2 protein-coding genes and 2 pseudogenes are annotated in these 16,212 nt (G+C 72.5%); all 4 read left to right on the top strand.

All coding sequences use genetic code 11. From position 1 onward, the window contains the following. Positions 1-89: 89 nt before the first annotated feature. A pseudogene (locus FHR82_RS27995) lies at positions 90-5,240 on the top strand (type I polyketide synthase); the annotation flags it as partial. A 139-nt stretch (positions 5,241-5,379) separates the two neighbouring features. Continuing rightward, positions 5,380-11,601: pseudogene (locus FHR82_RS27990) on the top strand (SDR family NAD(P)-dependent oxidoreductase); the annotation flags it as partial. A 257-nt stretch (positions 11,602-11,858) separates the two neighbouring features. After that, the gene (locus tag FHR82_RS27985) at positions 11,859-14,285 is read left to right on the top strand and encodes a beta-ketoacyl synthase N-terminal-like domain-containing protein (protein ID WP_184813550.1); all 2,427 of its coding nucleotides are present in this window, start codon (positions 11,859-11,861) and stop codon (positions 14,283-14,285) included. Beyond that, entirely contained in the window at positions 14,282-16,198 is a 1,917-nt protein-coding gene (locus tag FHR82_RS47645) for a beta-ketoacyl synthase N-terminal-like domain-containing protein (RefSeq protein ID WP_184813549.1), read from the top strand. Before FHR82_RS27985 ends, FHR82_RS47645 begins: the two co-directional genes overlap by 4 nt. The last annotated feature ends 14 nt before the right edge of the window (positions 16,199-16,212 follow it).

Below are 16,212 nucleotides of genomic sequence, written 5' to 3'. Positions count from 1 at the left end.
AAGCACTGAGCGAGCTTGCGGAGCGAACCATCAGGACATGAATTGAGGAACGGATGACCGACGACAAGCTCCTCGAGTACCTGAAGAAGGTCACCGCCGAACTGGCGCGGACCAAGGAGCAGCTGCGTGAGCTGCAGGCCAGGCAGCCGGAGCCGATCGCCATCGTCGGCATGGGCTGCCGGTACCCGACCGCGCACGGACCCGACGAGCTGTGGCGGCTGGTCGCCGACGGCACCGACGCCACCGGCCCCTACCCGGCCGACCGCGGCTGGAACGCGCTGTCCGAGCGGTTCGGGCTCGACTCGACGGGCTCCGGCCGCGGCGGGTTCCTCGACGACGTCGCCGGGTTCGACGCCGCGTTCTTCGGCGTCAGCCCGCGGGAGGCGCTCGCGATGAGCCCGCAGCAGCGGCTGCTGCTGGAAACCTCGTGGGAGGCGCTCGAACACGCGGGCATCGACCCGCTTTCGTTGCGGGGCAGCCAGACCGGTGTGTTCGCGGGCATCAACGGCGACGACTACGGCACGCTGATGATGTCCTCCGACGAGGACCTCGGCGGCTACTACAACACCGGTGCCGCGCCCGCGGCCGGGTCGGGCCGGATCTCCTACGTGCTCGGGCTCGTCGGCCCCACGGTCACCGTCGACACCGCCTGTTCCTCGTCGCTCGTCGCCCTGCACCAGGCCGCGCACGCGCTGCGCAACGGCGAGTGCGAGCTGGCGCTGGCCGGTGGCGTGACGGTCATGTCGACGCCGTCGGCGTTCTTCGACTTCGGCAGGCAGGGCGGCCTGTCCTCGGACGGCCGCTGCCGGTCGTTCGACGCCGCCGCGGACGGCACCGGCTGGTGCGAGGGCGTCGGCATCCTCGTCGTGGAGAAGCTCTCCGACGCGATCCGCAACGGGCACACCGTGCACGCCGTCGTCCGAGGTACCGCCGTGAACTCCGACGGCGCCTCGAACGGCCTTTCCGCGCCGAACGGGCCGTCGCAGGAACGGGTCATCCGCGCCGCGCTCGCCGACGCACGACTGTCCACACGGGACATCGACGCGGTCGAGGCGCACGGCACCGGCACCACCCTCGGCGACCCGATCGAGGCGCAGGCCCTGCTCGCCACCTACGGCCAGGACCGGGACCGGCCGCTGTGGCTGGGGTCGATCAAGTCGAACATGGGCCACGCGATCGCGGCCGCCGGTGTCGGCGGCGTGATCAAGATGGTGCAGGCCATCCGGCACGGCACGCTGCCGAGGACGTTGCACGTGGACGAGCCGACGCCCGAGGTGGACTGGTCGTCCGGGAATGTGCGGCTGCTCACCGAGGCGCGGGCGTGGCCGGAGACCGGGGGACCACGCCGGGCCGGGGTGTCGTCGTTCGGTGTCACCGGTACCAACGTGCACGTGATCATCGAGCAGGCACCGGACAGTGAGGTCACCGAGTCCACCGAGGCCACCGCCACGTCGCCGGTCGTGCCGTGGGTGCTGTCGGCGCGGTCCGCCGACGCGCTCCGCGACCAGGCCGCCCGCCTGAAGTCCTTTGCCGAGGACAACCCCGAGCTGTCGGTCGCCGACATCGGGTTCTCCCTCGCGACGACCAGGGCCGCGCTGGAGCACCGGGCCGCCGTCGTCGGCGCCGACCGGGAGGCGCTGCTCGCCGCGCTCGACGGGAACCTCGTCACCGGCTCCACCCGGCACGGTGGCAGGACCGCGTGGCTGTTCACCGGTCAGGGCGCGCAGCGCGCAGGCATGGGACAGCGGCTCCACCAGGCGTTCCCGGCGTTCGCGGCCGCGTTCGACGAGGTGTGCGCGCACTTCGGCCCCGAGCTGCGGGCCGTGATCACGTCCGGCGACGGCCTCGACGACACCGGCAACACGCAGCCCGCGCTGTTCGCGTTCGAAGTGGCGCTGTACCGGCTCTTCGAGTCGTGGGGACTGCGGCCCGACGTCGTGGCCGGGCACTCCATCGGTGAGCTGGCCGCCGCGCACGTCGCCGGGGTCCTGTCGCTCGCCGACGCGTGCACGCTGGTCGCCGCCCGCGGCAGGCTCATGCGGGCACTGCCGTCCGGTGGCGCCATGGTCGCGATCAACGCCACCGAGGCCGAGGTCACCGAACTGCTGACCGCTGACGTCAGCGTCGCGGGCGTGAACAGCCCCACCGCCGTGGTGATCTCCGGGCCCGAGGAGTCCGTCGAGGCCGTCGCCGCGAAGCTCGCGGGCAGCGGGCACAAGACCAAGCGGCTCACCGTCAGCCACGCCTTCCACTCCGCGCTCATGGACCCGATGCTGGCGGAGTTCCGGGACATCGCGGCGACGCTGACCCACGCCACACCCGCCATCCCGCTGGTCTCCACCCTGACCGGGCAGCCGGTCACCGAGATCGACGCGGACTACTGGGTGCGGCAGGCCCGCGGCACGGTCCGGTTCGCCGACGCGGTCCGCACCCTCGCGGACCTCGGTGTCACCCGGCACCTGGAGATCGGCCCCGACGCCGTGCTCACCGGCATGGCGGGCCAGACCCTCGAGCACCCCGCCACGTTGGTGCCCGCGCTGCGCGGAAACCACGACGAGGTCGAGACCGTGGTCGCCGCCGTGGCCGCACTGCACGTCGACGGCGACAGCCCCGACTGGGCCGCGGTGTTCGGCGGCGGGCGGCGCGTCGACCTGCCCACCTACGCGTTCACGCACCAGCGGTTCTGGCTGAAGCCCGGCACGAGCGGCGACCCGGCCGGGATCGGCCTGATCCCGGTGCGGCACAACATGCTCAGTGCCGTGGTGACCATGCCGGAGACCGAGGACGTCGTCCTCACCGGCAGGCTGTCGCTGCGCACCCACCCGTGGCTGATCGGCCACACGCTGCTCGGCAGGGTGATCGTGCCGGGTACCGGTTACGTCGAGATGGCCATCGAGGCGGGCAACCAGGTCGGTTGCGACTTCCTCGAGGAGATGGTCCTCGAGACCCCGCTGGTCGTGCCCGACGAGGGTGGCTGCGCCGTCCGGTTCGTCGTCGGCAGACCCGACCCACTCGGCAACCGGCGGTTCACCGTGTACTCGCGGTTCGACGACGCACCCGCCGAATGGGGCTGGACCCGCAACGCCAGCGGTGTGCTCGCCAACACCGCGGGCATGGCCAAGCCGACCGTCCCGCCCGAGCACGCCGAGATGACCGAGTGGCCGCCCGATGGCGCGCGGGAGATCGAGCTCGGCGACCTGTACGACCGGTTCCTCAAGGAGGGCTACACGTTCGGCCCGCACTTCCGCGGCCTGCGGCACTCCTGGACCGTCGGCGAGGAGCTGTACTCCGAGGTGTGGCTGCCCGAGCAGTACGCGGAGGAGACCAAGGAGTTCAACCTCCACCCCGCGCTGCTCGACGCGGCCATGCACGTGCTGATCCTCGGCGCGTCCGAGTACCTCGACGACAGCGTCGCCGTCGGCTTCGCGTGGTCCGGGGTGCACCTGTACGCCACCGGCGCCACCGCGCTGCGCGTGCGCATGCTGCCCACCGACGAGTCCGCGGTGGAGATCCTGCTCGCCGACCAGCACGGCAGGCCGGTCGCGCACGTGCGTGCCATGGCCGGTCGCGCGATGACGCACGAACAGGCCGACGCCGCGTACCACCGCGGCGTGGACGCACTGCTCGGCGTCACCTGGTCCCCGCTGCCCCCGCCGACGAGCGGAGCGGGCCAGCTCGGCACCGAGCGGAATCCCTCGATCGTCGAGACCGAGCTCGGCGCGATGTCCGAAGTGGACACCGTGCCGGACGTCGTCGTGCTGGACGTGCGCGGTGACAAGGGCCTGCAGGTCGCCGACGCGACCAGGGCCGCCACCCACGCCGCGCTCGCCGACCTGCAGACGTGGTCGGGGGAGGAGCGGTTCGCGTCGTCCCGGCTCGTCGTCGTCACCGACGGCGCGCAGGGCCTGGCCGGAGAGGCCGTCACCGATCTGCCTGCCGCGGCCGTGGTCGGCATGGTCCGCTCCGCCCAGTCGGAGAACCCCGGCCGGATCACGCTGATCGACATCGGCGAGGCCGACCGGCACCTGCTGCCGGGTTTCCTCGCGAGCCCCGAGCAACAGATCGTCGTCCGCGACGGCACCGGCCACCTGGGACGGCTGGCACGGCTGAAGCCCGGTGAGAAGACCGCGGTGTTCGCGCCGGACGGGACCGTCCTGATCACCGGCGGCACCGGTGCGCTCGGCGCGCTCACCGCCCGGCACCTGGTCACCGAGCACGGTGTGCGGCACCTGCTGCTCACCAGCCGCCGCGGCGCGGACGCCCCTGGCGCGGCGGACCTGCGGGCGGAACTGGCCGAGCTTGGCGCGCACGTCACCATCACCGCCTGCGACGCAGCCGACCGTGCCGCGCTCGTCGCCGTGCTGGCGGACGTGCCGGCAGACCACCCGCTCACCGCGGTGATCCACACCGCCGGTGTCACCGACGACGGTGTGCTCGCCTCGCTCAGCCCCGAGCGGTTCGACGCCGTGCTGCGGCCGAAGGTCGACGCGGTCTGGAACCTGCACGAGCTGACCAAGAACCTGGACCTGGGCGCGTTCGTGTTGTTCTCCTCGCTCGCCGGGGTGCTCGGCAACCCGGGACAGGCGAACTACGCGGCCGCCAACGCGTTCCTCGACGCGGTCGCCGCGCACCGCCGCGCCGCCGGGCTGCCCGCGGTGTCGCTGGCGTGGGGCCCGTGGGCGCTGTCGGCGGGCATGGCCGGCAAGCTCGGCGACGTGGAGCGGTCACGCATGGCCCGCTCCGGCTTCCTGACGCTGTCGGAGCGGGAAGGCATGGCACGCCTGGACGCGGCGCTGCTGTCCGAACGGGACAGCGTGGTGCCGTTGAAGCTCGACACGACCGCGCTGGCCGCGCTCGGGTCGGCGTGCCCGCCGCTGTTCCGTGCGCTGGTGCGCACCACCCGCCGCAACGCCGCCGACCGGGTCGCGCCGGACAGGTCGTGGGCGGAAACCCTTGCCGGGCTGGCAGGTGACGCCCGGCTGGCCACGCTGCGCGAGCTGGTGGCCGAGGAGATCGCGGCCTCGCTCGGGCACAGCGCGGTCGACGACGTGGACATCGACCGCCGGTTCGACGAGATGGGGTTCGACTCGCTCGCCTCGGTCGAGCTGCGCAACCGCCTGTCCGCGGCGACCGAGCTGTCGCTGCCACCGACGCTGGTGTTCGACCACCCGGACCTGGCCTCGATGGTGTCCTACCTGAACACCAGACTTCCCGCCGTCCAGCACTCCATCGCGGGGTGAGAAAAATTCATCTCGAGCTTCTCCGGAAAAGAACAAGCGGACAATTACCGGGGGGTTTCTCGAAAGTGGGCAATCGGCATTTACGTCGGTTAACCCGATGTCCGATTTTCGATAGCATAGACGCGGTCCGCCGGTTCTACTGGAGATGAAAATGACTACTTCCGCTGAACAGCTCGTCGAAGCTCTGCGTGAGTCGATCAGGGAAAATGACCGTCTCCGGAAGGAGAACCAGCGACTGGTCAGTGACGCGCGGGAACCCATCGCCATCGTCGGCATGGCGTGCCGCCTGCCCGGTGGTGTCACCACGCCCGGTGAACTGTGGAATCTGCTCACCGAAAAGCGCACCGGGGTGAGCGAGTTCCCGACCGACCGCGGCTGGGACATCGAGCGCGTCTACGACCCGACCCCGGGACAGAAGGGCAAGACCTACGTCAACCGGGGTGGATTCCTGCAGAACGCGGGCAACTTCGACCCGGAGTTCTTCGGCATCAGCCCCCGTGAGGCACTCGCGATGGACCCGCAGCAGCGCCTGCTGCTGGAGACCTCGTGGGAGGCCATCGAGAACGCGCGCATCGACCCGGCCGCGTTGCGCGGCAGCAAGACCTCGGTCTACGCGGGCTGCATGTACCACGACTACATCGGTGACTACTTCGACATGCCCGAGCAGCTGTCGGGCTTCCTCGTCACCGGCACGACCGGCAGCATCCTGTCCGGCCGCGTGTCCTACACGCTGGGTCTCGAAGGCAGCTCCATCGTCCTGGACTCGGCGTGCTCGTCGTCGCTGTCCGCCGTGCACCTCGCCACGCAGGCGCTGCGCGACCGGGAGTGCTCGCTCGCGCTCGCGGGCGGTGTCACCGTGCTGGGCCAGCCGTTCAGCTTCATCGAGTTCTCGCAGCAGGGCGGCCTGTCGCCCGACGGCGTGTGCCGGTCGTTCGCCAAGGGCGCCGAGGGCACCGGCTGGGGCGAAGGCGTCGGCGTGGTCCTGCTGGAGCGGCTCTCCGACGCGCAGCGCAACGGCCGCCGCATCCTCGCGGTCATCCGCGGCTCCGCGGTCAACCAGGACGGCGCGTCCAACGGCCTCACCGCCCCGAACGGGCCCGCGCAGCAGCGGGTCATCGCCGACGCGCTCGCCGACGCCGGCCTGCGGCCCGGTGACGTGGACGCGGTCGAGGCGCACGGCACCGCCACGTCCATCGGCGACCCGATCGAGGCGCAGGCCATGATGGCGAGCTACGGCTCGTCGCACTCGCCGGACCGGCCGCTGTGGCTCGGTTCGGTGAAGTCCAACATCTCCCACGCCCAGGCGGGCGCCGGGGTCGCGGGCCTGATCAAGATGGTCCTCGCGCTGCAGCACGAGGAGCTGCCCGCGACGCTGCACGTCGACGAGCCGACCCCCGAGGTCGACTGGTCGGCCGGCACCGTCCGGCTGCTGACCGACCCGCAGCCGTGGCCGTCCCGCGAGACCCCGCGCCGCGCGGGTGTCTCCTCGTTCGGCATCAGCGGCACCAACGCGCACCTGATCATCGAGGAGGCGCCGCACGAGGACGTCGAGGCAGGCGCCACGCCCTACGAGGGCCCGGTGGCGTGGACGCTGTCCGCCAAGACCGCCGAGTCGCTGCGCCACCAGGCCGAGAAGCTGCGGTCGCACGTGGCGAGTGACGAGCGGCTGCGTCCCGCGGACATCGGCCTCTCGCTCGTCCGCTCCCGCGGCGCCTACGACCACCGCGCGGCCGTCGTCGGCACGACCCGCGAGGAGCTGCTGTCCGGGCTGGAGTCGCTGCGCGACGGCGCCGGCGGCATCACCGGCAACCCCGGCAGCGGCAAGGTCGCCTTCCTGTTCACCGGCCAGGGCGCGCAGCGCGCGGGCATGGGAACCGAGCTGTACGAACGCTTCCCGGCGTTCGCGGCCGCCTTCGACGAGGTCGCCGAGCACCTGGACCCGTTGCTGGAGCGCCCGATCCGCGAGGTGATCGCCGACGGCGAAGGGCTCGACGAGACCCGCTACACCCAGCCCGCGCTGTTCGCGGTCGAGGTCGCCCTGTTCCGGCTGCTGGAGTCGTGGGGTGTCACCCCGGACTTCGTGTGTGGGCACTCGATCGGTGAGCTGGCCGCCGCGCACGTGTCCGGTGTGCTGACCCTGCCGGAGGCCTGCGTGGTCGTCGCCGCGCGCGGCGCGCTGATGCAGGCGCTGCCGTCGGCAGGCGCGATGGTCGCCATCCAGGCCACCGAGGACGAGATCACCCCCCACCTGCCCGACAGCGGCGAGGGATCGGTGCAGATCGCCGCGATCAACGGCCCGTCCTCGGTCGTCATCTCCGGCGACGAGGCCGCCACGCTGGCCGTCGCGGGGATCTTCGAGGAGCAGGGCAGGCGCGTGAAGCGCCTGACCGTCAGCCACGCGTTCCACTCGGCGCTGATGAACCCGATGCTGCCGGAGTTCCGCACGGTCACGGCCGGGGTCGCCTACCACGAGCCGACGATCCCGGTGGTGTCCAACGTGACCGGCGGGATCGCCACCGCCGAGCAGCTGGCCTCCCCGGACTACTGGGTCGAGCACGTCCGCGCCGCCGTGCGGTTCTGCGACGGCGTGCGCACGCTGGCCGACGCGGGTGTCACCACGTTCGTCGAGGTCGGCCCGTCCGGTGTGCTGACCGGCATGGCGCAGGAGTGCCTCGACGATGTCGTCGGCATTGGCACTGACACCGTTGCCCTCGTGGCCGCGCTGCGCAAGGACCGCCAGGAGCCGCACGCGGTGCTGACCGCGGCGAGCACCCTGTGGGCCCGCGGCGCGACCGTGGACCGCACCGCCCCGTACGCGGGCACCGACGCCGAGCTGGCCGACCTGCCGACCTACGCGTTCGACCACAAGCACTACTGGATCATCCCCAGCGGCACCGGCGGCAACATCCGCTCCGCGGGCCTCGAGACCGCGCGGCACCCGGTGCTCGGCGCCGTCGTGTCCCCTGTGGACAGTGACAGCTTCGTGCTGACCGGCCGGATCAGCCAGTCGACGCACACCTGGCTCGCCGACCACACGGTGCAGGGCGCCACCCTCGCGCCCGGCACGCTGTTCGTCGAGCTGGCGATCAAGGCGGGCACCGTCGCGGGCGCCGCGCAGCTCGACGAGCTGATCATCGAGAACCCGCTGGTCCTCACCGAGGGCCAGGCGACCCAGTTGCAGGTCAACGTGTCCGCGCCGGACGACGACGGCGTGCGCTCGGTGACCGTCCACTCGCGACCGGACGGCGGGGAGGGCGCCGATGGCGAGGAGTGGACCCGCCACGCGGCGGGCACCCTGTCGAACCAGGTGCCCGCGCTGGTGCCGACGTTCGCGTCCTGGCCGCCGCCCGGGTCCACCGAGATCGACGTGGCCGACCTGTACCCGAACCTCGCCGACGCCGGTTACGAGTACGGCCCGGCGTTCCAGGGCCTGCGTGCCGCGTGGCGCGCGGGTGACGAGGTGCTCGGCGAGGTGACGCTGTCCGGCAAGCAGCGGGACGAGGCCGCGAACTTCGGGCTGCACCCCGCACTGCTCGACTCGGCGCTGCACGCCATCGGCGCCGGCGCGCTGCTCGACGGCGCCGGGCACGTGCCGTTCCACTGGACCGGTGTGTCGCTGTACGCGACCGGCGCCCGGACGCTCCGGGTGCGGGTGTCGTCGGCCGGTGCGGACACCGTCCGCCTCGACCTGCTCGACCAGAACGGCGCACCCGTCGCGAAGATCGAGTCGCTGCTGCTGCGGCCGATCTCCGCGGAACAGCTGGCCGCGCTGCGCAAGAGCGGCGGCAACGACGACCCGCTGTTCGCGCTGGACTGGGTGGCTCCCACGGAGACCGAGGAGCCGGGCCCGACCGACGGCTGGGCGGTCATCGGCGACTTCGGCGGCCTCACCTCCTACGCCGACGTCGCCGCGATCACGGACGTGCCCGAGGTGGTCCTGCTGCCCGCGGCGGTCCACGCCACGACGGACACGGCCGGCCTGCCCGCCGAGGTGCACGCCGAGAGCCTGCGCGTGCTCGGTCACCTGCAGGCCTGGCTCGCCGACGAGCGGTTCGCCGAGTCCAAGCTGGTCGTGCTGACCAGCCGCGCGGTCGCGGTGAACGGCGGCGAGAAGGTCCGCGACCTGCCGTCGTCGGCGCTGTGGGGCCTGCTGCGCAGTGCACAGACCGAGAACCCGGAGCGGTTCGCGCTCGTCGACCTCGGCGACAAGGACGCCACCGCCGACGCGGTGGCCGCCGCGCTCGCCACCGGCGAGGACCAGGCGGCGGTCCGCGCGGGCAACGTCCTCGTGCCGCGCCTGGCCCGGCGCACGCCCGGCCTCGAGGCACCCGGCACCGACGTGTGGCGCCTGCACACCACCGGCCGCACCATCTCCGACCTGGAGCTGGTGGCCGACGACCGGTTCGACGGCGAGCTGCTGCCGACCAAGGTCCGCGTGTCGATCCGCACGTGCGCGCTGAACTTCCGCGACGTGTTCAACGTGCTGGGCCTCGCGCCCATGCACAACGGTCTCGGCCAGGAAGGCGCGGGCATCGTCCTCGAGGTCGGCTCGGCCGTGACGGACCTGAAGCCGGGCGACCGCGTGATGGGCATGTTCCCCGGCTCGATCGGCCCGGTCACGGTGACCGACCAGGAGATGCTGGCGCCGCTGCCCGCGAGCTGGAGCTTCGCGGAGGGCGCGTCGATCCCGCTGGTGTTCACCACCGCCTACCACGGTCTGCTGAACCTCGCGCACATGAAGGCGGGCGAGCGGCTCCTGATCCACTCCGCCGCAGGCGGTGTCGGTCTGGCCGCGATCCAGCTGGCGCAGGCCCGCGGTGTCGAGGTGTTCGGCACGGCCAGCAAGGGCAAGTGGGACACCCTGCGTGCCCTTGGCCTGGACGACGACCACATCGGCGACTCCCGCACCACCGAGTTCGAGGACCGCTTCCGCGCCGCGACGAACGGCGAGGGCGTCGACATCGTCCTGAACTCGCTGACCGGCGAGTTCATCGAGTCCTCGTTCCGGCTGCTGCGCGCGGGCGGGCGGTTCCTGGAGATGGGCATCGCCGACCTGCGCGACCCCGAGGACGTGGCGAAGGCCCACCCGCACATCAGCTACCTGCCGTTCGAGCTGTTCGGCGCGCCGATCGCGGTCATCGCGCCGGGCTGGTCCTCGGTCGCGGAGCTGGCGGCGAAGGGTGAGATCACGCCGCTGCCGTTCACCGCGTGGGACGTGCGCCGCTCGCAGGAGTCGTTCCAGTTCTTCAGCCAGGCCAAGCAGATCGGCAAGGTCGTCATCACCGTGCCGCGCGAGGTCGACACGGACGGCACCGCACTGATCACCGGCGGCACCGGCACCCTCGGGGCCGCGGTCGCCCGGCACCTGATCACCGAGCACGGCATCAAGCACCTCGTCCTCACCAGCCGCCGCGGTCTCGCGGCGGACGGGGCTCCCGAACTGGCCGCGGAACTGACCGAGCTGGGTGCCGACGTCCGGATCGAGGCCTGCGACGCCGCCGACCGCGACGCGCTCGCTACGCTGCTGGGTTCGCTGGCACACCCGCTCACCGCGGTGATCCACACCGCCGGTGTGCTGTCCGACGGCGTGCTCGCGTCGCAGGACGCCGGCACGCTCGCCAAGGTCATGAAGCCGAAGGTGGACGCGGCCTGGAACCTGCACGAGCTCACCAAGGACCTGGACCTGTCCGCGTTCGTGCTGTTCTCCTCGGCGGCGGGCATCCTCGGCGGACCGGGCCAGTCCAACTACGCGGCCGCGAACTCGTTCCTGGACGCACTGGCCCAGCACCGCCGCGACCAGGGTCTGCCCGCCACCTCGGTGGCGTGGGGTGTCTGGGCCGAGCGGTCCGGCATGACCGGTCACCTCGACGAGGCCGACCTGGCGCGCATGGCCCGCAGCGGCATGGAGCCCATTCAGCTCGAGCAGGGCATGACGATGTTCGACAACGCGATGGCGGGTGACCACGCGATCCTGCTGGGTGTCGCGTTCGCCGCTGGTGCGCTGCGCAGGGGCGGTGTGGTGCCGCCGCTGTTCCGGGCACTCGCGGGTGGCAACGGCCGCCGTGCCGCGGCCGCCGGCATCGCCAAGGACACCACGCTCGTCGAGCGGCTGTCCGTGATGCCGGCCGCGGAGCGCGAGCGGATGCTGCTCGACCTGGTCCGCGTGCAGGTGGCCGCCGTGCTCGGCGTCGCCGACCCGGACACCGTCGAGCCGGAGCGGCCGTTCAAGGAGATCGGGTTCGACTCGCTCACCGCGGTCGAGCTGCGCAACCGCGTCAACGGGATCACCGGCCTGAAGCTGGCGCCCACGCTGGTCTTCGACTACCCGACCCCGGTCGCGCTGGCCGAACAGCTCCTCACCGACCTGGTCTCCGGCGACGTGGCCGTGCCGGTGCCGGTGCTGGCCGACCTGGGCCGCGTCGCGGAAGCACTCAGCGGGGTGGCGGTCGAGGACGAGGATGTGCGGGCCCGCGTCGACACGGCACTGCAGGAACTGGTCGCGGCGTGGCAGGCACTGCAGCCGCAGCGCACCGACGGGCTCAAGGCACGCCTGTCGACCGCCTCGTCGGCCGACGACCTGTTCGACCTGATCGACTCAGAACTCGGAAAGGCGAGCTGATGGCAGACCAGGACCGGGAACAAAAGCTGGTCGAGTACCTCAAGCGTGTTACCGGCGACCTGGTCGAGGCCAAGGAGCGGCTGGCCGCGGTCGCCGCCGCGGCCGCCGAGCCGCTGGCCGTGGTCGGGATGTCCTGCCGGCTGCCGGGCGGGGGCGACACCCCGGCCCGGTACTGGCAGGCGCTCACCGACGGCGTCGACGCGATGGCCGAGGTGCCCGCCGACCGGTGGCGTGCCGCCGACTACTTCGACGCCGACCCGACCGCGCCCGGCAAGGCGTACACGCAGCGCGGCGGGTTCCTGCGCGACATCGCGGGCTGGGACGCGGCGTTCTTCGGCATCTCCCCGCAGGAGGCGCTGCGCATCGACCCGCAGCACCGGCTGCTGTTCGAGCTGGTCTGGGAGGCGCTGGAGGACGCGGGGATCCCCGCGGAGTCGTTGCGGGGCAGCAAGACCGGCGTGTTCCTCGGCCTGGTCGACTCGCGGCAGTACCTGCAGCTGGAGGCCGAGGCCGAAGGCGTGGCGAGCATCGACGACCCGTACCTCACCATGGGCGGGTCGGCGAGTGCCGCCGCCGGGCGCCTCGCCTACCAGTTCGACCTGCGCGGCCCGGTCATGACCGTCGACACGGCGTGCTCGTCGTCGCTGGTCGCGCTCGACCTCGCGGTGCAGAGCCTGCGCCGCGGCGAGATCGACCGCGCCATCGTGTGCTCCAGCTCGGCGATCATCCATCCCGTCTACTTCGTCCAGTTCGCCAAGATGGGCATGCTCGCCCCGGACGGCAAGGCGAAGGTGTTCGACGAGGCCGGGAACGGTTACACGCTGGGCGAAGGCGGCGGTGCGGTGATCCTGACCCGCGCCTCGGACGCCGGTGACCGCAGGGTGCACGCGCTGGTCCGCGGGTCGGCGGTGAACTCCGACGGCCGCAGCAACGGGCTCACCGCGCCGAACAAGGTCGCGCAGATCGCGGTGCTGCGGTCCGCGCTCGCCAACGCCGGCCTGAAGCCGGACGACCTCGACTTCCTGGAAGCGCAGGGCACCGGCAGCGCGCTCGGCGACGCCATCGAGTTCGGCGCGCTGCTCGAGGTCTTCGGTGACCGGGCCGCCGACCACCCGCTGCTGGTGGGTGCGGTGAAGGCCAACATCGGGCACCTCGTCGCGTCGTCCGGGCTGGCGAGCCTGGTCAAGGCGATCCAGGCGGTCAAACACGGTGCGGTTCCGGGGAACCTGCACCTCACCACGCCCAACCCGGTCGTCACGCTCGACGGGCCGGTGCGGCCCGTGCTGGGCAACCAGCCGCTGCCCAGCGCACCGGGCGCACCTCGCCGTGCCGGGATCAGCGCGTTCGGCTGGTCGGGCACCAACGCACACGTGATCATCGAGCAGGCACCTGCCACCGAGCAGGCGGTCACCCCCGACGAGGAATGGCAGCTGCTCACGCTGTCCGCCGGGAGCGAGGCCGGCCTGGCCGCGCTCGCCACGGCACTCGCCGACCACCTCGAGTCCACCCCGGACCTCGCGCTCGCCGACGTGGCCCACACCGTCCAGAAAGGACGGTCGGCGCTGCGGGTGCGGCGGGCGCTGGTGTGCCGGGACGTCGCCGACGCCGTCGCGCGGCTGCGGTCCGGGTTCACCGGCACGCAGGCGGCGGCAGGCAAGCAGGCACTGGGTTTCGTCGTCGGCGACACCGCGTGGGCGGCGGACCTGGCGGCCGTCGAGCCCGCGTTCGACGCCGCGGACCCGGTCGCCGCGCTGGGCAGGCTGCTGCCGATCGCCGCGTCCGGTACCGCCGAGGAGCTGGCCGGACGCGTGGACGTGGTCCTCGCGGCCGACCCCGGCGCCGGTCAGGTCGCGCTGCGCACCGACGGCAGGCCGGAGTGGCTCGCCACGCTCGGACGGCTGTGGGAGCTGGGTGTGCCGGTGCGCTGGGCCGGTGCCGGACAGTTCGTCGACCTGCCGACCTACCCCTTCCAGCGCACCAGGTTCTGGCCGAACCACACTCCGACGCCGTTCGCGCGGGAGGAGCACGTCAACGTCGAGCGCTTCCCGCGGCCCGACCTGCGCGCGCCGTTCCTGCCCGCCGGCACCCCGACCGAGCGCGCGGTCACCCAGGCCTGGGAGGAGCACCTCGGCATCGACGCGATCGGCGTCAACGACCCGTTCTTCGAACTGGGCGGCACGTCCATGATCGGCCTCGCCGTCGTGACCCGGCTGGCGAAGGAGTACGACGTCGAGCTGTCCGCGGCCAGCCTGTTCGAACGGCCGACACCCGCCCAGTTCGCCGAGCTGCTCGACTCGCTCACCGAGAACACCGTGGGCACCGAGAACACCGCGGACGCCGCGCCGCGGCCCACCGCGGTGGACGCACAGGCGGCGCGGGGTGCGCGGCGGCGGGCCATCGCGCAGGCCAGGAAGGGGGCAGCGTGACGACCGAGCGCGCCCCGGCCGACTCCGGCACCGACATCGCCATCGTCGGCATGGCCGGGCAGTTCCCCGGCAGCCGGGACACCGACGAGCTGTGGCGGAACCTGCGTGACGGCAAGGAATGCGTCACCTGGTTCAGCCGGGAAGAACTCCTCGCCGCCGGTGAGGACCCGGAGCTGATCGCCGACCCGTCCTACGTGCCCGCCGCGGCCGTGCTCGACGACATCGAGCTGTTCGACGCGGGCTTCTTCGGCTACCCGGAGCACGAGGCCGCGTTGATGGACCCGCAGCAGCGGTTGTTCCTCGAGAACGCGTGGCACGCGCTGGAGGACGCCGGGATCGACCCGGACCGCGCGCCGGGGCTCGTCGGCGTGTTCGCGGGCAGCCAGATGAGCACGTACATGATCTACAACCTGATCCAGCACAAGGAACTGGTCGCCGGGGCCGGCAAGCTCGCGATCGGGCTGTGCAACGACAAGGACTCCCTGACCAGCCGGGTGTCGCACACGCTCGGGCTGACCGGCCCGAGCGTCGGTGTGCAGGCGTACTGCGCGACCTCGCTCGTCGCGGTGTCCGTGGCCTGCACCAGCCTGCTGACCGGCGAGTGCGACGTCGCGCTCGCGGGCGGGGTCGCGATCGAGGTGCCGCACCGCGTCGGCTACCGGTACGAGCCTGGTGGCACGTCGTCCCCGGACGGCCGCTGCCGCGCCTTCGACGAGGCGGGCGAGGGCACCCCGCACGGCACCGGCAACGGCCTCGGGGTCGTGGTGCTGCGCAGGCTCGCCGACGCGGTCGCCGACGGGGACCGCGTGTACGGCGTCATCCGCGGCTGGGCGGTCAACCACGACGGCGCGGCGAAGGCGGCGTGGGTCGCGCCGGGTGTGCGGGGGCAGGCCGGGGTGGTGGCGGAGGCACTGGCCGCCGCCGGTCTCGAACCCACCGACCTGGACTACCTGGAGGCACACGGCACCGGCACCGCACTCGGCGACTCCATCGAGGTGGCCGCGCTGCGGCAGGTGTTCGGTGACTCGCCCCTCGCGATCGGCTCCGTGAAGCCGAACCTCGGCCACCTGGACCGCGCGGCGGGGGTCGCCGGTCTGATGAAGGTCGCGCTGGCCCTGTCGCACGAGGAGATCCCGCCGACGATCAACCACACCCGCCCCAACGCGCAGCTCGCGCGCACCAGCATGGCGGTCGTCACCGAACGGCGGCCGTGGCCGCGGGGTGAGCGGCCGCGCCGGGCCGGGGTGAGCGCGTTCGGCCTTGGCGGCGCGAACGCACACGTGGTGGTCGAGGAGGCCCCCGTGCTGTCCAGGGCGGCTGGTCTGCCGAGGCGCGCGCGGCAGGTGCTGGTGTGGTCCGCGCGGACCGCCGAGGCCGCGGACTCCTTCGGTGCGCGGCTGGCCGAGCTGGTCGCGTCCGGTGTGGACATCGCGGACCTGGCGTTCACCCTGCAGACGGGCCGCCGGGTCTTCGCGCACCGCAGGGCCGTGGTGGCCTCGTCCGCCGCCGGCTTCGAGTCCGGTGTGCTCGAGCGCACCGACCCGCGCCAGGGCATGGGAGTCCGGTTCGAGTACACCGGCCCCGCCCCGGCCGACGACGAGCTGTACCGGACCGAACCGGTCTACCGGGATTCGTTCGACGAGTGCTCCGACCATGGGCGCGCGATGGCCAGGTTGCTGATGCACTGGGGTGTGGTCGAGGAATCGTCCTCGGACGTGGTCGTGACCCTGCCGGGCACCGATGGCATCGCAGACGTGCTGGCCAGGCTGTGGCTGGCCGGGGCCCGCATCGACTGGCGCGCCTACCACGAGGGGCGGAGCCCGAGAAAGGTCTCCGCGCCGAAGTACAGCTTCCAGCGATCCCGTCACTGGATAGACCCGCCGACGGACGCGGCGGGCGGCCGAGCGATCTGACCCGCACCCGGAAG

Origin of the sequence: Actinophytocola algeriensis, assembly GCF_014203735.1 — a bacterium.
GTDB lineage: Bacteria > Actinomycetota > Actinomycetes > Mycobacteriales > Pseudonocardiaceae > Actinophytocola > Actinophytocola algeriensis.
Note: the sequence above shows the minus strand (reverse complement) of the source record. Positions and strands in the feature narration are given on the sequence as shown.

Coding starts and splice junctions, on each gene's coding strand:
- FHR82_RS27985 (WP_184813550.1), top strand. CDS start 11,859: ATGGCAGACCAGGACCGGGAACAAAAGCTGGTCGAGTACCTCAAGCGT.